Annotated in this window: 21 protein-coding genes; 15 read left to right on the forward strand and 6 right to left on the reverse strand. The window is 63.4% G+C overall.

Going from position 1 to position 17,246, the window contains the following annotated elements; translation table 11 throughout:
• The first annotated feature begins 137 nt into the window (after positions 1-137).
• The 3 genes from AC1DPX_RS20790 to AC1DPX_RS20800 all read left to right on the forward strand — a co-directional run bounded on the left by AC1DPX_RS20790 (position 138) and on the right by AC1DPX_RS20800 (position 3,188).
• A complete protein-coding gene (locus AC1DPX_RS20790; protein WP_202357897.1) occupies positions 138-1,109 on the forward strand; it encodes a tripartite tricarboxylate transporter substrate-binding protein in 972 nt (323 codons plus the stop codon).
• A gap of 87 nt (positions 1,110-1,196) precedes the next feature.
• A complete protein-coding gene (locus AC1DPX_RS20795) occupies positions 1,197-1,670 on the forward strand; it encodes a tripartite tricarboxylate transporter TctB family protein (protein ID WP_477239246.1) in 474 nt (157 codons plus the stop codon).
• Positions 1,671-1,679: 9 nt separating this feature from the next.
• Positions 1,680-3,188, forward strand: a complete 1,509-nt coding sequence (locus AC1DPX_RS20800) for a tripartite tricarboxylate transporter permease (RefSeq protein ID WP_477239248.1) — start codon at positions 1,680-1,682, stop codon at positions 3,186-3,188.
• 7 nt (positions 3,189-3,195) lie between these two features.
• Here AC1DPX_RS20800 and nth read toward each other — a convergent pair whose 3' ends face one another.
• Positions 3,196-4,008, reverse strand: a complete 813-nt coding sequence (gene nth / locus AC1DPX_RS20805) for an endonuclease III (protein WP_477239250.1) — start codon at positions 4,006-4,008, stop codon at positions 3,196-3,198.
• Between the two features lie 22 nt (positions 4,009-4,030).
• Here nth and AC1DPX_RS20810 point away from each other — a divergent pair, with 22 nt between their 5' ends.
• Positions 4,031-4,525, forward strand: a complete 495-nt coding sequence (locus AC1DPX_RS20810; protein WP_202357893.1) for a DUF2244 domain-containing protein — start codon at positions 4,031-4,033, stop codon at positions 4,523-4,525.
• Positions 4,526-4,527: 2 nt separating this feature from the next.
• Here the strand turns inward: AC1DPX_RS20810 and AC1DPX_RS20815 are convergent, their stop codons facing one another.
• Positions 4,528-5,343: a class I SAM-dependent methyltransferase gene (locus AC1DPX_RS20815; protein WP_202357892.1), complete on the reverse strand. Its 816-nt coding sequence runs from the start codon at positions 5,341-5,343 to the stop codon at positions 4,528-4,530.
• Between the two features lie 115 nt (positions 5,344-5,458).
• Here AC1DPX_RS20815 and AC1DPX_RS20820 point away from each other — a divergent pair, with 115 nt between their 5' ends.
• The 9 genes from AC1DPX_RS20820 (at position 5,459) to AC1DPX_RS20860 (ending at position 12,074) form a co-directional block, all read left to right on the forward strand.
• Positions 5,459-6,337, forward strand: coding sequence for a methylated-DNA--[protein]-cysteine S-methyltransferase (locus AC1DPX_RS20820; protein WP_202357891.1), 879 nt, complete (start codon positions 5,459-5,461; stop codon positions 6,335-6,337).
• Between the two features lie 219 nt (positions 6,338-6,556).
• A complete protein-coding gene (locus AC1DPX_RS20825) occupies positions 6,557-7,027 on the forward strand; it encodes a hypothetical protein (RefSeq protein WP_202357890.1) in 471 nt (156 codons plus the stop codon).
• 92 nt (positions 7,028-7,119) lie between these two features.
• On the forward strand, positions 7,120-7,440 hold the full coding sequence (locus AC1DPX_RS20830) for a hypothetical protein (protein ID WP_477239437.1): 321 nt from the start codon (positions 7,120-7,122) through the stop codon (positions 7,438-7,440).
• A complete protein-coding gene (locus AC1DPX_RS20835; protein ID WP_477239252.1) occupies positions 7,407-7,937 on the forward strand; it encodes a hypothetical protein in 531 nt (176 codons plus the stop codon). Before AC1DPX_RS20830 ends, AC1DPX_RS20835 begins: the two co-directional genes overlap by 34 nt.
• Positions 7,909-8,394 (forward strand): hypothetical protein, encoded by a 486-nt coding sequence (locus tag AC1DPX_RS20840; RefSeq protein ID WP_477239254.1) that lies wholly within the window; start codon positions 7,909-7,911, stop codon positions 8,392-8,394. The genes AC1DPX_RS20835 and AC1DPX_RS20840 overlap by 29 nt, the downstream gene beginning before the upstream one ends.
• Positions 8,395-8,579: 185 nt before the next feature.
• A complete protein-coding gene (locus tag AC1DPX_RS20845; protein ID WP_202357886.1) occupies positions 8,580-9,485 on the forward strand; it encodes a ribokinase in 906 nt (301 codons plus the stop codon).
• Between the two features lies 1 nt (position 9,486).
• Entirely contained in the window at positions 9,487-10,929 is a 1,443-nt protein-coding gene (locus AC1DPX_RS20850; protein ID WP_477239256.1) for an amidase, read from the forward strand.
• Positions 10,930-11,031: 102 nt separating this feature from the next.
• Positions 11,032-11,646 carry a LysE family translocator gene (locus AC1DPX_RS20855; protein ID WP_096450214.1) on the forward strand — a complete coding sequence of 205 codons (615 nt, stop codon included), beginning with the start codon at positions 11,032-11,034 and terminating at the stop codon, positions 11,644-11,646.
• Positions 11,647-11,750: 104 nt separating this feature from the next.
• Positions 11,751-12,074, forward strand: coding sequence for a hypothetical protein (locus AC1DPX_RS20860; RefSeq protein WP_477239258.1), 324 nt, complete (start codon positions 11,751-11,753; stop codon positions 12,072-12,074).
• Positions 12,075-12,130: 56 nt separating this feature from the next.
• Here the strand turns inward: AC1DPX_RS20860 and AC1DPX_RS20865 are convergent, their stop codons facing one another.
• Positions 12,131-13,072 carry a nucleoside hydrolase gene (locus AC1DPX_RS20865; RefSeq protein WP_477239260.1) on the reverse strand — a complete coding sequence of 314 codons (942 nt, stop codon included), beginning with the start codon at positions 13,070-13,072 and terminating at the stop codon, positions 12,131-12,133.
• A gap of 255 nt (positions 13,073-13,327) precedes the next feature.
• Between AC1DPX_RS20865 and AC1DPX_RS20870 the strand changes: the two genes are divergently transcribed.
• Together AC1DPX_RS20870 and AC1DPX_RS20875 are read left to right on the forward strand one after the other, a co-directional pair.
• Complete coding sequence (locus tag AC1DPX_RS20870; RefSeq protein ID WP_202357882.1) at positions 13,328-13,753, forward strand: Hsp20 family protein; 426 nt, start codon at positions 13,328-13,330, stop codon at positions 13,751-13,753.
• A 64-nt stretch (positions 13,754-13,817) separates the two neighbouring features.
• Complete coding sequence (locus tag AC1DPX_RS20875; protein WP_202357881.1) at positions 13,818-14,072, forward strand: BQ00720 family protein; 255 nt, start codon at positions 13,818-13,820, stop codon at positions 14,070-14,072.
• 69 nt (positions 14,073-14,141) lie between these two features.
• Here AC1DPX_RS20875 and ptsN read toward each other — a convergent pair whose 3' ends face one another.
• From ptsN to rpoN, 3 genes are all read right to left on the reverse strand, one after another.
• A complete protein-coding gene (gene ptsN / locus AC1DPX_RS20880; protein ID WP_010911486.1) occupies positions 14,142-14,606 on the reverse strand; it encodes a PTS IIA-like nitrogen regulatory protein PtsN in 465 nt (154 codons plus the stop codon).
• 60 nt (positions 14,607-14,666) lie between these two features.
• Positions 14,667-15,251 (reverse strand): ribosome hibernation-promoting factor, HPF/YfiA family, encoded by a 585-nt coding sequence (hpf, locus tag AC1DPX_RS20885; protein ID WP_477239262.1) that lies wholly within the window; start codon positions 15,249-15,251, stop codon positions 14,667-14,669.
• Between the two features lie 267 nt (positions 15,252-15,518).
• A complete protein-coding gene (gene rpoN / locus AC1DPX_RS20890; protein ID WP_477239264.1) occupies positions 15,519-17,045 on the reverse strand; it encodes an RNA polymerase factor sigma-54 in 1,527 nt (508 codons plus the stop codon).
• Between the last annotated feature and the right edge of the window lie 201 nt (positions 17,046-17,246).

A 17,246-nucleotide genomic window follows, 5' to 3' on the forward strand; every position in this document is an offset into this window, starting at 1 on the left:
CACCGCGGATAATCTCAGTTTGCCATTTGAGTCCGATTGCAATCTATTGGCCTGCGCCGGTTGTTGTTTCATCCGCGGCCGGCATTGAGAGGAGTTCCGCGCAGCGGTTTTATCCATATACCGGGAGGAGAATTACGATGCGAAAATTTGTTGCCGCTCTGGCCGCCGCCGTCACGCTTTATTCGTTCACCGCCACCGCGCAATCCTATCCCGAACGTACCATCACCGTGGTCGTGCCGTTTGCCGCCGGCGGCCCGACCGACACGGTCACCCGCCTCGTCGCCGAAGCCATGTCGAAGGATCTCGGCCAGCAGGTCATCGTCGAGAATGTCGGCGGCGCCGGCGGCACGCTTGGCGCGGGCCGCGTCGCCAATGCCGATCCCGACGGCTATACGCTGCTCCTCCATCACATCGGCATGGCGACAAGCGCCACGCTCTACAGAAAGCTCGCCTACGACACGCTGAACGCCTTCGAATATGTCGGTCTGGTGACCGAGGTGCCGATGACCATCGTCGCCCGCAAGGATCTGCAGCCGACCGATCTCAAAGGGCTTGTCGAATACGCCAAGGCCAACAAGGACAGCATCACCGTCGCCAATGCCGGCATCGGCGCGGCCTCGCATCTGTGCGGCATGCTGTTCATGAGCGCCATCGGCACGCCGCTGGTCACCGTGCCCTACAAGGGCACCGGCCCGGCCATGACCGATCTTCTCGGCGGCCAGGTCGACATCATGTGCGACCAGACGACCAACACCACCAAGCAGATCCAGGGCGGCACGATCAAGGCCTATGCCGTCACCGCGCCGGAGCGCCTCGACGTGCTGAAGGATGTCCCGACGACCATCGAAGCCGGCCTCCCCGCAGTGCAGGTCGGCATCTGGCACGGCCTCTATGCGCCGAAGGGCACGCCGGCCGGGATCACCGACCGCCTGTCGAAATCGCTCCAGGTCGCGCTGAAGGACCCGAACGTCGTCGCCCGCTTCGCCGAACTCGGCACCAAGCCGTCATCGGAGGCCGACGCGACACCGGCGGCGCTGAAGGCCAAGCTGGAAAGCGAGATCACGCGCTGGAAGCCGATCATCGAAGCCGCCGGCCAGTACGCCGACTGATGGCTTGAACGGGGCGCCGCTGGCGCCCCGTCTTCGCTTTTCACATTTCCAACGGCAGGCCCGCTCCGAGGGTCAGGGAGGACCGCCATGAAACCTTTCGCCATCGACAGGACCAACGGCCTGTGCGCCGCGCTGTTCATCTTCTTCGGCGCATTTTTCGCGCTGCAGTCGATCGGCCTCGAAATCGGCACCGCGTTGCGCATGGGACCGGGCTATTTCCCGCTGGTCCTGGCGATCGTGCTGATCCTGCTTGGCGCCATCATCCTCGTCCAGGCGATACGCGTGGAAGGCGAGCCGATCGGTCCCATGGCGTGGCGCGGCATGCTGTTCATCCTGCCGGCGCCGATCTTCTTCGGCTTGACGGTACGCGGCCTCGGCTTCGTCCCTTCGATCTTCCTGACGGCGCTGATCGCCGCTTTCGCCAGTAGCCGCATGAAGCCGCTGACCGCACTCCTGCTGTCAGCCGGCCTGACGCTGTTTTCGGTCCTCGTCTTCAGCTACGCGCTCGGCCTGCCGTTCCAGCGCTTCGGCCCTTGGCTGCCCCGGTGGCCGGCATTGTGAGGCGCTGAGATGGACCTCCTCCACAACCTCGCGCTCGGCTTTTCGACGGCCTCGACGCCGGCCAATCTCGGTTTCTGCCTGATCGGCGTCCTGCTCGGCACGCTGATCGGCGTCCTGCCCGGCATCGGTGCCACGGCAACCATCGCCATGCTGCTGCCGATCACCTTCCAGATCGGCGATCCGGTTTCCTCCCTCATCATGCTCGCCGGCATTTATTACGGCGCCCAGTATGGCGGCTCGACCACCGCCATTCTGATCAACATGCCCGGCGAATCCTCCTCCGCCGTCACCGCCATCGACGGCTATCAGATGGCCCGCCAGGGCCGCGCCGGGGCGGCACTGGCGATCGCCGCGATCGGCTCGTTCTTCGCCGGGACGGTGTCGACCTTCCTCGTCGCCGTCTTTGCGCCGCCGTTGACGGCGATAGCCCTGCAATTCGGCGCGGCGGAGTATTTTTCGCTGATGATCGTCGGCCTCGTCTCGTCCATCGCGCTCGCCCATGGCTCGATCGTCAAGGCGCTGGCAATGGTCGTGCTCGGCCTGCTGCTCGGCATCGTCGGCACCGACATCTACACCGGCGTGCCGCGCTTCACGCTGGGCATCCGCGAATATGCCGACGGGCTGAATTTCGTCGCGGTGGCGGTCGGCGTCTTCGGCGTGGCCGAAATCCTGCGCAACCTCGAAAACGAGCATGAGCGCTCGGTGCTGATCAGCAAGGTTTCCGGGCTGATGCCGACCCGCGACGACTTCAAGAAAATGGCCGCACCCATCGTGCGCGGAACCATCATAGGGTCGGCGCTCGGCATCCTGCCCGGCGGCGGCGCGGTGCTTGCGGCCTTTGCCTCCTACACGGTCGAAAAGCGCGTGTCGAAAAACCCGGAGGAATTCGGCAAGGGCGCCATCGCCGGAGTCGCGGGACCGGAATCGGCCAACAATGCCGGCGCCCAGACCTCCTTCATCCCGATGCTGACGCTGGGCATTCCGGCCAATCCTGTCATGGCGCTGATGATCGGCGCCATGATCATCCAGGGCATCGTGCCCGGCCCCAACGTGGCGACCGAACAGCCGGAGCTGTTCTGGGGCATCATCGCCTCGATGTGGATCGGCAATCTGATGCTGATCATCCTCAACCTGCCGCTGATCGGGCTTTGGGTGAAGCTGCTGACGATCCCCTACTACGTGCTGTTCCCGATCATCATGGCGTTCTGTTCGATCGGCGTTTACAGCGTCAACACAAATGCTTTCGACCTCTATGCCGTCGCCTTCTTCGGCCTGCTCGGCTACGTCCTGACCAAGCTGCGCTGCGAACCGGCACCGCTGCTGCTCGGCTTCGTGCTCGGCCCGCTGCTCGAGGAAAACCTGCGCCGCGCCATGATCCTGTCGCGCGGCGACCCCTCGACCTTCGTGACGCGGCCGATCAGCGCCGGCCTGCTGCTCGTGGCACTGGCCGTGCTGGTCGTCGTCTTCCTGCCGTCGGTCAAGAAGAAGCGCGAAGAGGTGTTCGTGGAAGAGAGTTGAAGCCCGGTCAGGCTTGGGCCTGGATTTCGTCTACCGGATCGAGCGGAGCGATCGGCACCAGCGGCGCTGGAGTGCTGGTGGTCTTCTCCGCAGCCTTGCAGATATCGGCAATGACGCAGGCCGGGCAATCCGGCTTGCGCGCCTTGCAGACATAGCGGCCATGCAGGATCAGCCAGTGATGGGCATGGCGCATATATTCGTCCGGGATGATCTTCAGCAGCCCTTGCTCGACCTGTTCGGGCGTCTTGCCAGGCGCCAGGCCGAGCCGGTTCCCGATGCGGAAAATATGCGTGTCGACCGCCATCGTGTGCTGGCTGAACGCCATGTTGAGCACGACATTGGCGGTCTTGCGCCCGACCCCGGGCAGTTTGACCAACTCGTCGCGGTCATCGGGCACCGCGCCGCCATGGTCGCGGATCAGCGCCTCCGACAGCGCGATGACGTTCTTGGCCTTGTTGCGCCAAAGACCGATGGTCCTGATGTACTCGCCGACCTTGGCCTCGCCCAGCGCCAGCATCTTTTGCGGCGTGTCGGCCACCTGGAACAGCGCCCGCGTCGCCTTGTTGACGCCGGCGTCGGTCGCCTGCGCCGACAGCACCACCGCCACCAGCAGCGTGAAGGCGTTGACATGTTCGAGTTCGCCCTTCGGCTCCGGCCGCTGCACCGAAAAGCGGCGGAATATCTCGTGCACTTCGGCCGGACTGTAGCGCGAAGTCCGCCGCACCGGCCTGGGGCGCGGCTTGGCGTTCGAACCATCGCGCCGGCCCGGCAACGGCTCATTTTTGGGCATGGAAGAATCTTTCGACTTGGGGCTCGCCATTTCCCTCCTATAATATCCCGTCATGAGCGACACAAACGCCTCGTTCCAGGCTGACGAGCCCTTCTTTCACGCATTGCTGACCCCACACCGTTCGCTGGGCAGGACAGGCTTCCTGATCCTGATGGGCGCGCTGTCGTTCGGCTGGCTGGTGACCGGCGCGTTTTTCCTGTCGCGGGGCGCCTGGCCGGTGTTCGGCTTCTTCGGCCTCGACGTGGTCGCCGTCTACATCGCCTTCCGCGCCAATTACCGGGCCGCCCGTGCCCGAGAGGAAGTGTCGGTCTCACACACCAGCCTCGACATCCGCAAGACAGCCCCCTCGGGAAAGTCGGAAGCACATCGCTTCAACCCGTTCTGGGCGCGGTTTTCGGTCGCCCGTCACGCCGAGATCGGCATCACCCGGATGACGGTGGAAGCGCAGGGCCAGAACGTGCCGATCGGCGGTTTTCTCGATCCCGAGTCCCGCGAGAGTTTTGCCACCGCCTTTTCGCGAGCGCTGGCGACCGCCAAGGCGCGCTGAATCTAGAACCGGTAGCGCAGCAGCCTGCCGATCTTGCGCAGCGCCGGAATGTGTTTCCACAGGCGAACGAACAATTTGGCGGACCAGCCCATGCGGGCGGCGTGTTCAGGCTTGTAGGCCGAAATATCCTCTATGAAGCGCAGCTTCGGAACCGCCAGTTCCAGTTCGTGCGGATCGTCGATCGCCCAATGAACCTCGGCGCCCGTCGCCCGCAAGGACGGATGGAGGCGGAGCAGCGTCAGGCCGAAATGGCTGTAGGCGTCGAATATCAGCTCGCCGCCGGCAAGATGCGAGACAAGCCGCGAAACCAGGCGCAGCCCTTCGTCTGCGGGTAGATAGGGCGTCAGCCCCTCCGCCACGACGATGGCCGGGCGGTTGCGGGGCACGTCGGCCAGCCAGCCGGACTCGGTCACCGACGAAGCGATGAGATGGTAGTGGTCGCGGGATGGGTAGAGCTTGCGCCTGAGTTCGATGACTTGCGGATAGTCGACATCGAACCAGTCCACGCCCGGCGGCGGATCGACACGGAAGATGCGCGTATCGAGCCCGCAGCCCAGATGCAGCACGATGGCGCCGGGATTCCTGACCAGAAAGTCCTCGACACGAACGTCCAGTGTCTTGGCCCGGATCGCCAGGCCGATGCCGAGATTCTCGTCGACCTTGAGCCTGGAGAAATCATAGTCGATCTTGCGCACCGCCTCATCGGCGAAATGATCCCCGAGCAGCGAATGCGCCAGCCGGCTCTCCAGCGCCTTGCCATAGAGCGTCATCAGCAAGGTTTCCTTTGCCCCTGTCAGATGCACTTTCTCGCCAGCCATGAGCGACTCCTGGCACGAAACCCCGAGTCTATCTGGGTATGCGCGGCAAGAAGGCAAGTTTCGGGTGGCGATCGCCGCCCCAAGGGGCGATATTCCTGACCAAGGAGACAGTTCGATGAGCACACAGACAGCCGTCCTCAAGAAGGACATCACGCCGCAAGGCAGCGACTATGAGATCGTGCGCCGCGCCATCGAGAAGATCAGCCTCGACTATCGCGACCAGCCTTCGCTCGAGGAGCTTGCGGAAGAGGTTGGCGAGACGCCGACAGGGCTGCAAAAACTCTTCACCCGCTGGGCCGGCCTGTCGCCGAAAGCCTTCCTGCAGGCGGTGACGCTCGACCATGCGCGACGGCTGCTCGATTCCGGCATGCCGCTGCTCGAAACCTCCTTCGAACTGGGCATGTCCGGTCCCGGCCGGCTGCACGACCTGTTCGTCACCCATGAGGCGATGTCGCCGGGCGACTACAAGACGCGCGGCGCCGGCCTCACCATCCGGTACGGCTATCACCCCTCGCCTTTCGGCACCGCCCTGATCATGGCCACTGACCGTGGCCTTGCCGGCCTCGCCTTCAGCGACCCCGGCGAGGAACGTGCGTCATTCGCCGACATGTCCAGCCGCTGGCCGAACGCCATCTATGTCGAGGATATGACTGCCACCGGTCCTTACGCCGCGCGCATCTTCGATCCGACGCTGTGGCGTCCCGACCAGCCGCTGCATGTCGTCATGATCGGCACCGACTTCCAGGTCCGCGTCTGGGAGGCGCTGCTGCAGATTCCGATGGGCAAGGCCCGTACCTATTCCTCGATCGCCGCCAGCATCGGCGCGCCAAGCGCCAGCCGCGCGGTCGGCGCCGCCAATGGCGCCAACCCGCTGTCCTTCGTCGTGCCTTGCCACCGCGCCATCGGCAAGTCCGGCGACCTGACCGGATACCATTGGGGCCTGACCCGCAAGCGCGCCATCCTTGGCTGGGAGGCGGGACAAGTGTCGTCGTAAATATCGTTTTTCCAGTTTTCCGCGAAGAAATTTACACAACTCTATCAGTATTAAGTATTACTTGGATTTTGTCGGAAAATTGGCGATACAACCGGGGACAACCTTCGGTTTTATATGGGGTTATTTCGGCAACGTTATTTGAGTTTACGCTAAATTAACCACGATAAAGCGATCATGACTCCTGTTAATTCGGGCAATCCGACTTAATAGGAGGTCTCGATGAAGTTGTTTCGCACCGCCTTCGGTGCAACCTTGCTGGTCGCATGTCTGGGCCAGCCTGCATTGGCTACGACGCAAAATGTCATTTTCAATGGCACGATCACCCCGACCTGCACGCTTGTCATCGCCACCAATGGCACGATGACGGTCAGCCCCGACCTCCAGACCCTCAGTTCCCACAACAGCGGCGGCTCTGCCGGAACCGTCACGCTGACGACGACGGGCGGGGTGTCGCTGAGCGTCGATCCGGTCACCGCAACGACGGTACCGTCAGCCGACACGACATCGACCACCTGGACGCCAACCTATTCTTCCGCCGGTGCCCACTCCATCGTCGAGACCGGTTCTGCGACCGCCATCAGCACACCGGGCGCCGACCTCGTTTCGGTCCATCTCGCCGGCACCAAGGGCGGCAGCAACCGCTTCGCCAACGGAAACTATCAGGCAACGGTAACGCTTCGCTGCGAGTAGCGCCCGGGAAGGAGGCATCCGTGACACTTTTTCGAACCCTGGCGGCGGCGCTGGCCGCCGGCCTGATCCCTGCTGCCGCGGCGGCCCAGTCGATGTCGCCGATGCGAGGCGAGGTCAACAGTTTCACCGACGTCTTTGCTGTCCGCGTCTTCCCCGCCAATCCCTACGACCAGAAGATCAAGGTCGAAATCCACGTCTACGATCAGGATTTCCAGCCGGTAGACGCCAGGATAGCACCGGCTGCCTTCCAACTCGGCGCCCAGGCCTCCCGCCCTGTCCTTGTGGTCGTGCCCTTCGGCGGTGCTGCCGAGCGTAAAGTGCGTATCTGTACCGAAAGCATCCCCTTTCCCAACCAGCAGACGCAGATAAGGGCGCAGATATGCGGAAAGTTCTTTGGACATCGCAAATCCTGACGCTGGCACTCGCGGCTGCTGTGACAAGCACCGTTCCAACCCAGGCCCAGGACCAGATCTACAATCTCAACCAGAACGAGAACGGCTTCAATTTGCCCGGTGTCACCTTGCCCCAGGGCCAGGACGAGGTCCATGCCGCGGACGGCACCACTTGCCGTTCCGCCGTTTCCGGTTCCGGTGCCTATATGGATCTCGGCGTCATCAGAGGCAACAACCAGACGGACAATGGCGTCGCGACCTATGGCCGGGTGGTGATCCCGATCGGACGTACACCGACGCGTCTCGACTGCAGCCGCCTCTACGAACTTGAGGTCCAGCGCCTGCAACTGGAGTTGAAACTGCTCAAAATGGGTCTCGGCGGCGACGGCCCGACGGGAAGCGTGGCCGCCAGCGCTCCCGCTCCCGCCACGGCGGCCGCGTCGCCCGGGTGGGCCAACGAAGGCTGGAGCATCAGGACCGGAAATGGCGATGGCAAGAAAAAGAGGAAGAAGAAATAGCCGCACGCTGCTTGCGATGGCCGCACTTGCCGGCTGCTGCCAGCCTGCGCCGGCGGCGATCATCGGCACCTGCACCATCATGGTCGGTGCGTCGGGGACGATGACCGCAAATCCGGCCATCAGCATACTGGGCTCCAAGCAGGCAGGCGGATCGAGCGCCAGCGCCACCATCGTGGCAAGCTCCCTGCTGTGCACCATTCTCAATCTGCTGGACTGCTATTCGGTTTCGGCGCCGGCGCCAGCCGCATTCTCGTCCGCGCCGAGCGGCGGCGGCACCAGCGTGACCTTCGCTTCGGTCTACCGGCTCGACGGCTCGGGGGCCGACGTCAATGGAAGCGTGCCGCAAAGGGTCACCAACGGCACCCACCCCATGCAGATCGATCTCACCGCCACCAAGTCGAGCGGTATCTTTCCCGCCGGCACCTATCAGGGCATCGTCACCGTGCGCTGCGAGTGAAGCGACAAATCGCCTCTTTGATACCCACATGGTCTGGCAAGTCATCGCATGACGCGCTAGCTTCCCGCGCAACCGGGGTGACGGCGCATTCATACTGATGCACAAGTTCGCCCATATTCGATCCACATCGTGCTTTCCGAAAGTCGATCCTGATTTCCGGCCAGCGGTGGCAGGGAGGTGCTTTCTTGATAGTCGTCGTCGGCTCGATCAACCTCGACCTTATCGCCAGAGTAGACCGCTTGCCGAGCCCCGGCGAAACGGTGAGCGGTTCCGGTTTCTCCACTGCGCCCGGCGGCAAGGGCGCCAACCAGGCGCTGGCCGCCGCGCGCGCCGGTGTCCCGGTCCGCATGGTCGGCGCCGTCGGCAAGGATAGTTTCGCCACCGAGGCGCTGGCATTGCTGCGCGAGGCCAAGGTCGATCTGTCCGGCGTGGCGGAAACCTTTGCCTCGACCGGAACGGCGCTGATCATGGTCGGTAACGACGGCGAGAACATCATCGCCGTGGTCCCCGGCGCCAATGCTTCCGTAGTGCCTGGTGACCTTTCCAAGACCTTCCTGAAAAAGGGCGATGTCGTGCTGCTCCAGCACGAGATTCCGCTGGCGACCATCGATGCGGCGCTCGACCAGGCGCGGGCCGCCGGCGCCATCACGGTGCTCAACACCGCCCCTTTCCAAGGCGACGCCGCGGCTTTCCTCGGCAAGGCCGATTATGCGGTCGCCAACGAGACCGAGTTCGACCTCTATGGCGAGGCGCTGGCGCTGAACGGCCGCGACCGTGCGGCACGCATGCGCGACTTCGCCGCGAAAACCGGCCGCACCATCGTCGTCACGCTCGGCGGCGACGGCGTCATGGCAGCGACGCCGAGCGATTTCCTGACCGTTGCGGCCATGAAGATCACGCCTGTCGACACGGTCGGCGCCGGCGACACCTTCTGCGGCTACTTCGCGGCCGGCCTGTCATCCGGCCTTGCGCTCGACAAGGCGCTGGCGCGCGCCGGTGCGGCGGGCTCGCTCGCATGTCTCAAACCCGGCGCGCAGCCGGCGATCCCGCAGGCCAGGGATGTCGACCAGGCCTTGCAGGAAGTCAGTTGAAATGATGCGCCCTGAGACGAAACATGCCGTGCCGCCGGCCGGCGATATCTGCCGCCTGTCCGCCATCGAGCTTGCCGGCGCGATCCGCTGCAAGAAACTCTCCGTGCGCGAGGTGGTGACGGCCTTCCTCGACCGCATCGAAGCGGTCAACCCGCTGGTCAACGCCATCGTCTCGCTGCGAGACCGCGGCGACATCCTGCATGAGGCCGATGCCGCCGACAGCAGGCGGGAAGGTGAAACCGGAACACTCTTCGGCTTGCCGATCGCCATCAAGGACCTCGCCTCGACCACCGGGCTCAGGACCTCCTTCGGCTCGCCGATCTTCGCCAATTTCGTGCCGCAGGAAGATGATTTCTTCGTCGAGCGCATCCGCGACGCCGGCGCCATCATCATCGGCAAGACCAATGTCCCCGAATTCGGGCTGGGATCCAACACCTACAACAACGTCTTCGGGCCGACGCTGAACGCTTTCGATCCGGCGCTCACCGCCGGCGGTTCGAGCGGCGGTGCGGCAGTGGCGCTGGCACTCGACATGGTGCCTGTCGCCGACGGCAGCGACTTCGGCGGCTCGCTGCGCAATCCGGCAGGCTGGAACAATGTCTATGGTTTCCGGCCGTCGCAAGGGCTTGTGCCCGCCGGACCCGATCTTGAGGTCTTCCATGCGCAGATGGGCGTCGAGGGCCCGATGGGCCGCAACGTCGCCGACATGGCGCTGCTGCTCGATGTCCAGGCGGGCTACCATCCGCAGGCGCCCCTGTCCTATGAGAAACCGGGCTCGTTCCTCGAAGGGCTGACACCGCCCTCGACTGGCGGCCGCATCGCCTGGCTCGGCGACCTCGGCGGTCATCTGCCGATCGAAGCGGGCATTCTCGATCTGTGCCAAGCGGCACTCGGTCGGTTCGAGGACCAGTTCACGGTTGAACCCTTGCTCCCGGATTTCGATTTCGAAGCGCTCTGGCAGGCCTTCGTCACGTTGCGCCAGGCCAGCAGCGGTTGCGCCCTCAAGGTCCATTACGACGACCCTTCCAGGCGCGGCCTGCTGAAGCCGGAAGCGATCTGGGAGATCGAGAATGCCATGCGGCTGACGGCGCCGCAGATCCGCGCCGCCTCGGTGATCCGTACCTCCTGGCATCGCACGCTGCTGTCGATCTTCGACCGCTTCGATCTGATCGCGCTGCCGACCGCGCAGGTCTTCCCCTTCGAGATCGGCAATCACTGGCCAAGCGAGGTCGCTGGACGGCCGATGGACAGCTATCACCGCTGGATGCAGGTTTCAGCCTTCGCCACGCTGGGCGGCTGCCCGGCGGTCAACGTGCCGGTCGGCTTCGACGACAGGGGCCGGCCAATGGGCATGCAGCTGATCGGCCGGCCGCGCGGCGACCTCGCCGTGCTGAGGGCGGCGGCCGCCTATGAGGCGACACTGCCCTGGCAGGCCGGCGCCTGACGCGCGTGTAGCGGCCCGGCGCTTCGCGCATGGCTTGCGCGGAGCCTGTCGCCATGCATTGATTGTCGCCTGCTGGATCGACAGCATTCCAAGGGAAAAATCATGTCGCTCGAACTCTACGCCGCTTATGTCCTTGCCTGCATCGTCATCATCCTGGTGCCCGGCCCGACCGTCACGCTGATCATCGCCAACAGCATCCGCCATGGCGCCCGCGCCGGCCTTGCCAATGTCGCCGGCACGCAGGCCGGGCTTGCCATCATGATCGCGATCGTCGGCATCGGCCTCAACACGCTGATCGCGGGCATGGGCCATTGGTTCGAATGGGTGCGGCTGATCGGTGCCGCCTACCTGATCTGGATGGGCGTGCAGATGTTCCGCTCCAAGGGCACGCTGAATGCCGACGGCACCGCGAGGAAGCCGCGCGGCGGCTTCTTCCTGCAGGGCCTGCTGGTGGCGCTGAGCAATCCCAAGACGCTGGTGTTCTTCGGCGCCTTCTTTCCGCAGTTCATCGCGCCGCAGGGCAATTACACGCTGCAGATCGTCGTCATGGGCCTGACCGCCATGATCTTCGCCGCCCTGTCGGATTCGAGCTATGCGCTCGCTGCCAGCCGCGCCGGACGCCTGCTGTCCGCCAGCCGCATCAAGCTCATGTCCAGGATCAGCGGCAGCTTCCTGGTCGGCGGCGGCCTGTGGCTGGCGTTTTCAAGATCGAAGTAAAGGCGGCCGCTAGGCCGGCGCCGCAAAGAGTTGCAGCGCCCTGGAATGGCAACCGATTGAAACCGTGCTCGCCCACTACCACATGAATCTGCATCGGGGGATTCATGCCTGTCTTTTGGACTTGGGATGGTTTGAAGAAGAACGCGCCTACCGTGATCCTTTTCATCGGTGCGTTTGCAGTTATGCTCATGTTGGCGGCAAACCAATGGGCCAACGACGCAAGCCCGATCCGGTCAGTTGGTGCCATCGATGCAACGATTAAAAGTGCCCAATGGAGAGACGGTAGGTACATCCGCTATGTACTTGCTCTCAATGATGGCTCGTACGTGCTCATCGACGACGACCGCTCGCATCTGATTGGGTCAGATGCGAGCATCGAACGCGTCACGCGCGACAATGGCGCCGTCTCCTACCGGTTTCCCGATTGAGACATGCCCAAAAGCTCTATGCTCTGGGCTAACCATTTGCATCGGGGGTGGAAGTGTTACAGCCGCCCCAGCCGCTCCACCAGCAGCGCGAAGAAGCCGTCATGGTCGATGTCGCGCATCACCATGGCGTTCTTTTCCCGCTTGGTCACGCCCCACCAGTCGATCACGGTCATGCCCATGGTCAGCTCAGAGGCGGTCTCCACGCTGACATTGCAATTGCGGCCCTTGAACAGCTCCGGCTTCAGGAGATAGGCGATGACGCAGGGGTCGTGCAGCGGGCCGCCATCGGTGCCGTATTTGCCCTCGTCGTAGCGCTCGAAGAATTCCAGCATCTCGGCGGTGGCGATGCCGACCTTGGTGCCGAGCGCGCGGAAGGCCTGCGTGCGCTTGGTGGTGGTCAGCGCCTTGTGGGTGACGTCGAGCGGCATCATCACGATCGGGATGCCGGACTTGAACACCAGGTCGGCGGCCTGCGGATCGACATAGATGTTGAATTCGGCCGCGGGCGTGACGTTGCCGCCCTCGGAGAAGCCACCGCCCATCAGCACGATTTCCTTGATGCGTGGCGCGATGCGCGGTTCGCGGATCAGCGCCAGCGCGATGTTGGTCAGCGGCCCGAGCGGGCAGAGTGTGATGGTGCCGCTCTCTTCCTTCATCAGCGTCTCGACGATGAAGTCGACGGCATACTGCTCCTGCAGTTTCATCGTCGGTTCGGGCAGCTGCGGCCCGTTGAGGCCGGTCTTGCCATGCACTTCCTCAGCGGTGACCAGCGTGCGCGCCAAAGGACGGATGGCGCCGGCATAGACCTTGATCTCAGGCCGACCGGCCAGTTCGCAGATCTTGCGGGCATTCTTCTCGGTAAGCTTCAGCGGCACGTTGCCGGCAACGGCTGATATGCCGACGATCTCCAGTTCGCTGCTGCCAAGCGCCAGGAGAATGGCGACGGCATCGTCCTGACCGGGATCGGTGTCGATGATGATCTTGCGTGGTTGGGGCATTTCAATTCCTTGTTTGGGAGGCCGTGAGCTCACCGGATCGATCGCGCGCCTGAAGGACGACCCGGCGCTTTTCCTTGCATCCGCGCGTCGTTTCAAGCGCCATGTCGATTATTCCTGTGAGTCCAAGGCCTGGTCTTTTTGGGCGGGTCTTGTGGTGGCTTGAACTTGGTCGTGGGGCGGACCATATCAAGAGCATCGGGAAAAATGCCATCTGGGTTTTTCCAGTTTATGTCGCTCTTGAGAGGACAGTGTAACATGAGCCGAATGACGCCTTTCTCCAGCCCGCTTCTCCTTGGTTTCGACGCCATGGAAAAGACCTTGGAGCGCCTGGCGAAGTCCGGTGACAGCTACCCTCCCTATAACATCGAGCGCCTCAGCGGCGCCGACGGCAAGTCCGAAAGGCTGCGCATCACGCTCGCTGTCGCCGGTTTCGCCGAAAGCGATCTCGATGTGACAACGGAGGAAAACCAGCTGGTCGTGCGCGGCCGTCAGACCGACGATACCGAGCGCGAGTTCCTTCATCGCGGCATCGCCGCACGCCAGTTCCAGCGCTGTTTCGTGCTGGCCGACGGCATGCGGGTGATCGCGGCGGAGCTGAAGAACGGCCTTTTGTCGATCGACCTCGATCGGCCGGAGTCCGAACGGCTGGTACGGAAAATAAACATATCGGTGAAAGACTGATCTTTACCGATGGCTCTCATGCGGGATGGCCTTGAGCGGCGTCCTCGCGCCAAGGAGGCTTGAAATGACCAGAACTGAAACTGTCACCATGACCAATGGCGAATTCGCCCATCTCGGCGAAGGCTCGGTCGCTTATCTGCGCAAGGTCTCGAGCGACGAACTGCTCGGCCGCTTCCCGAACATCGGTGAAATCGCGCCCGGCATGGAGCTGTGGGCACTGTTTGCCGCCAACGGCCAGCCGATCCTGCTTTCCGACGCGCGTGACCGCGCACTGGCCGGCGCCATGGAAAACGACCTGACCACCGTCGCCATTCATTAAAGCGGCCGGTCGGCTGAAACGAAAAGGGCCGCTCGCGGCGGCCCTTGGCAATCTCTTCAAAATCCGGCTTCAGGCGGCGTGCGAGGCCTGCGTGTCCGACAACAACGCGTGGATCGCCGTGGCGTCGCGCGTCCCCCTGATCTTAGCCACAGTGTCGGCGTCGCGCAGCACGCGTGCGATGCGCGACAGGGCCTTCAGGTGATCGGCGCCCGCCCCTTCCGGCGCCAGGAGCAGAAACACCAGATCGACAGGCTGGTCGTCCAGCGACTCGAAATCGACCGGCGTTTCCAGCCGGGCGAAAACACCGGCGATGCGCTTCACCCCAGCGAGCTTGCCATGCGGAATGGCGATGCCATTGCCGACGCCCGTCGAGCCCAGCCGCTCACGCTGCAGGATGGTGTCGAACACTTCCCTCTCCGGAATGCCCGAAATCGCCGCCGCCCGTTCGGAAAGCAATTGCAGAAGCTGCTTCTTGGAGTTCGCCTTCAACGCCGGCAAAATCGCCGGAACGCTGATAAGATCGCTCAGATCCATGCTTGAAAATCCCTTGTTCGCCTGCCGTCACCAGTCCCCACCCCCTCGTGCGGCTGGCGTTTATCCCTGTGCGACCTTGGTCGTGGACGGGTCGATCCAGCCAATGTTTCCGTCGGGCCGGCGATAGACGATATTGAGATGATCGGTTCCGGCGTTGCGGAAAACGAACACCGGACTGTCCTTGGTATCGAGCTCGATGACCGCCGAGGCCACCGACATGGTCTTCAGCGTCATGGTTGATTCGGCGACGATGGCCGGCGCGAAATCCTCCGGGATCTCCTCGTCGTCATCGGCGAGCGGCGCCATCACCGTATAGGCGATGTCGGTCAAATCGCCATTGCCATTGCCCGAATTGTGCGATTTGAGACGGCGCTTGTAGCGCCGAAGCCGGGTCTCCAGCCGATCGGCCGCGGCCTCGAAGGCCAGCGTCGGATCCTGGGCATCGCCCGTGGCCTGCAGCGAGGCGCCGGAATCCAGCCGGATCATGCAATCCGCCGAATAGCGCGAGCCCGATTTGATGACGGTGATGTGTCCCGCAAAGCCGCGATCGAAATATTTGCCGATCGCTTCGCCGACACGATCGTTGATGCGTGTGCGGAACGCATCGCCGATATCCATGTGTTTTCCCGATATGCGCAGATTCATCTGAAAACTGACCTTCCTTGCTCAGGCTTCAAACTGGCCCGAGTTTATACTCGTGATCCGTGCGCACAAGCTTTGCGGCGTCACTCGCGCCGATTTAAATCCGAACTTTCCGGTTGATCACAAGCCGCCTTTTTGACCGTCCCGAGGCCATTGTCGTGACGGACCATCCGCTAGCGGGCATCGGGCCCGTCTCATGCGGGCGGGCTTCTAGCCACTTCCCCGCGGCTTGTCAATGAAGCTCGAAATCTGTGGAAAATCGTAAGCGCCTTAACGCCCGGCGCTGGCGAGCGCCCGCTTCTCGCGCCGGCGCTGCACGGAAGACGGAATATTCATGCCTTCCCGGTACTTGGCGACCGTACGCCGGGCGATATCGACGCCACTTTCCTTCAGCATGTCGACGATCGCGTCATCCGAAAGTACATCGACGGGTTTCTCCTCGTCGATCAGCTGCTTGATGCGGTCACGCACCGCTTCCGAGGAATGCGCGTCGCCGCCGCCCGATGCGGCGATCGAGGCGGTGAAGAAATAGCGCAGCTCGAACACGCCGCGCGGCGTCAGCATGTATTTGTTGGCGGTGACACGGCTGACGGTCGATTCGTGCATGCCGATGGCGTCGGCCACCGTGCGCAAATTGAGGGGCTTCAGCTGGCGCACGCCATGGACCATGAACGCATCCTGCTGGCGCACGATTTCGGAGGCCACTTTGAGGATCGTCTTTGCCCGCTGGTCGAGGCTGCGTGTCAGCCAGTTGGCGTTTTGCAGACACTCCGCCAGGAAATCCTTTTCCGCCTGGTTCTTCGCATGCGGCGACACCTGGGCGAAATAAATATGGTCGACCAGCACGCGCGGCAACGTTTCGGCGTTGAGTTCGACCGTCCAGCTGCCGTCATTGGCCGCGCGCACCTCGACATCGGCGACGATGGCGTCGCTGGCACCGCCCGAAAACGCCATGCCCGGGCGTGGATCGAGTGCCCGGATCTCTGCCAGCATGTCGAGCAGATCCTCCTCGTCGACGCCGCAGATCCGTTTCAGCGTCTGGAAATCACGCCGCGCCAGAAGCTCGAGATTGGCGACCAGGGCCTTCATCGCCGGGTCGAGACGGTCACGCGCCGCAAGCTGCAGCGAAAGACATTCGGCAAGGTCGCGGGCGAACAGACCGGTCGGCTCGAAAGTCTGGCACACCGTCAGCACTCTGGCCACGCTCGCCGCATCGGTGCCCAGACGCGTGGCGATCTCCTCGAGATCGGCCCTGACATAGCCGGCCTCGTCCAGGCCATCGGCGAGTTCTCCTGCGATCAGCCGTGCCGCGGGATCGACGAAGGCGAGCGCGATCTGCTCGCCGACATGGTCGCGCAAGGTGATGGCGCTGGCTGCCATGTCGCCGGCATCGAGCCCCTCGGACGAGGAGCCGCCGCCATTGCCGGAAGCCGATTTCCATTGCGCCGTCAGGTCGGGTCCGAGCCGCTCGCTTGTGCCGGGATCGTCGGGAAACAGGTTCTCCAGCGACGTATCGAGTTTTTCCGAGATCGCCTCGGCGCTCCACCCCGCCTCGGTCTCGAACCAGTCGCCCTCGGCGGCCGCCTGCGGCTCCGCGTCGATCTTCTGCGCCTGGTCGCTCGCGGCGTCATCCTGCGGCTCTGCGCGCTCCAGAAGCGGGTTGCGCTCGATCTCCTCGTCGATGAAATGCTCAAGCTCGACATGGGTGAACTGCAGCAGCCGAATCGACTGCATCAGCTGCGGCGTCATCACCAGCGACTGCGACTGTCTGAGCTGTAGTTTCGCCGCCAAGGCCATGGTTCGGTTTCAAACGCCTCCTCTACGCGTCCGCGCTTGCCGAAATGAATTCGGCAGCCGGGCATAGAAACTGGCCCGGCTTTTGCTTGTCAAGGCAAACCCTAGCAAAAGCCGCTTACCGGAGCGTTATCCTGGAGCAAAATCGCCGAAAATCGGGCCGTCACACACAAAAAATCGTGTCAGGAAACAAATTTCACGCTT

The organism is Mesorhizobium sp. 01N446 (genome assembly GCF_056399285.1).

Coding starts and splice junctions, on each gene's coding strand:
- AC1DPX_RS20790 (WP_202357897.1), top strand. CDS start 138: ATGCGAAAATTTGTTGCCGCTCTGGCCGCCGCCGTCACGCTTTATTCG.
- AC1DPX_RS20795 (WP_477239246.1), top strand. CDS start 1,197: ATGAAACCTTTCGCCATCGACAGGACCAACGGCCTGTGCGCCGCGCTG.
- AC1DPX_RS20800 (WP_477239248.1), top strand. CDS start 1,680: ATGGACCTCCTCCACAACCTCGCGCTCGGCTTTTCGACGGCCTCGACG.
- nth (WP_477239250.1), bottom strand. CDS start 4,008: ATGGCGAGCCCCAAGTCGAAAGATTCTTCCATGCCCAAAAATGAGCCG.
- AC1DPX_RS20810 (WP_202357893.1), top strand. CDS start 4,031: ATGAGCGACACAAACGCCTCGTTCCAGGCTGACGAGCCCTTCTTTCAC.
- AC1DPX_RS20815 (WP_202357892.1), bottom strand. CDS start 5,343: ATGGCTGGCGAGAAAGTGCATCTGACAGGGGCAAAGGAAACCTTGCTG.
- AC1DPX_RS20820 (WP_202357891.1), top strand. CDS start 5,459: ATGAGCACACAGACAGCCGTCCTCAAGAAGGACATCACGCCGCAAGGC.
- AC1DPX_RS20825 (WP_202357890.1), top strand. CDS start 6,557: ATGAAGTTGTTTCGCACCGCCTTCGGTGCAACCTTGCTGGTCGCATGT.
- AC1DPX_RS20830 (WP_477239437.1), top strand. CDS start 7,120: ATGTCGCCGATGCGAGGCGAGGTCAACAGTTTCACCGACGTCTTTGCT.
- AC1DPX_RS20835 (WP_477239252.1), top strand. CDS start 7,407: ATGCGGAAAGTTCTTTGGACATCGCAAATCCTGACGCTGGCACTCGCG.
- AC1DPX_RS20840 (WP_477239254.1), top strand. CDS start 7,909: ATGGCAAGAAAAAGAGGAAGAAGAAATAGCCGCACGCTGCTTGCGATG.
- AC1DPX_RS20850 (WP_477239256.1), top strand. CDS start 9,487: ATGATGCGCCCTGAGACGAAACATGCCGTGCCGCCGGCCGGCGATATC.
- AC1DPX_RS20855 (WP_096450214.1), top strand. CDS start 11,032: ATGTCGCTCGAACTCTACGCCGCTTATGTCCTTGCCTGCATCGTCATC.
- AC1DPX_RS20860 (WP_477239258.1), top strand. CDS start 11,751: ATGCCTGTCTTTTGGACTTGGGATGGTTTGAAGAAGAACGCGCCTACC.
- AC1DPX_RS20865 (WP_477239260.1), bottom strand. CDS start 13,072: ATGCCCCAACCACGCAAGATCATCATCGACACCGATCCCGGTCAGGAC.
- AC1DPX_RS20870 (WP_202357882.1), top strand. CDS start 13,328: ATGAGCCGAATGACGCCTTTCTCCAGCCCGCTTCTCCTTGGTTTCGAC.
- AC1DPX_RS20875 (WP_202357881.1), top strand. CDS start 13,818: ATGACCAGAACTGAAACTGTCACCATGACCAATGGCGAATTCGCCCAT.
- ptsN (WP_010911486.1), bottom strand. CDS start 14,606: ATGGATCTGAGCGATCTTATCAGCGTTCCGGCGATTTTGCCGGCGTTG.
- hpf (WP_477239262.1), bottom strand. CDS start 15,251: ATGAATCTGCGCATATCGGGAAAACACATGGATATCGGCGATGCGTTC.
- rpoN (WP_477239264.1), bottom strand. CDS start 17,045: ATGGCCTTGGCGGCGAAACTACAGCTCAGACAGTCGCAGTCGCTGGTG.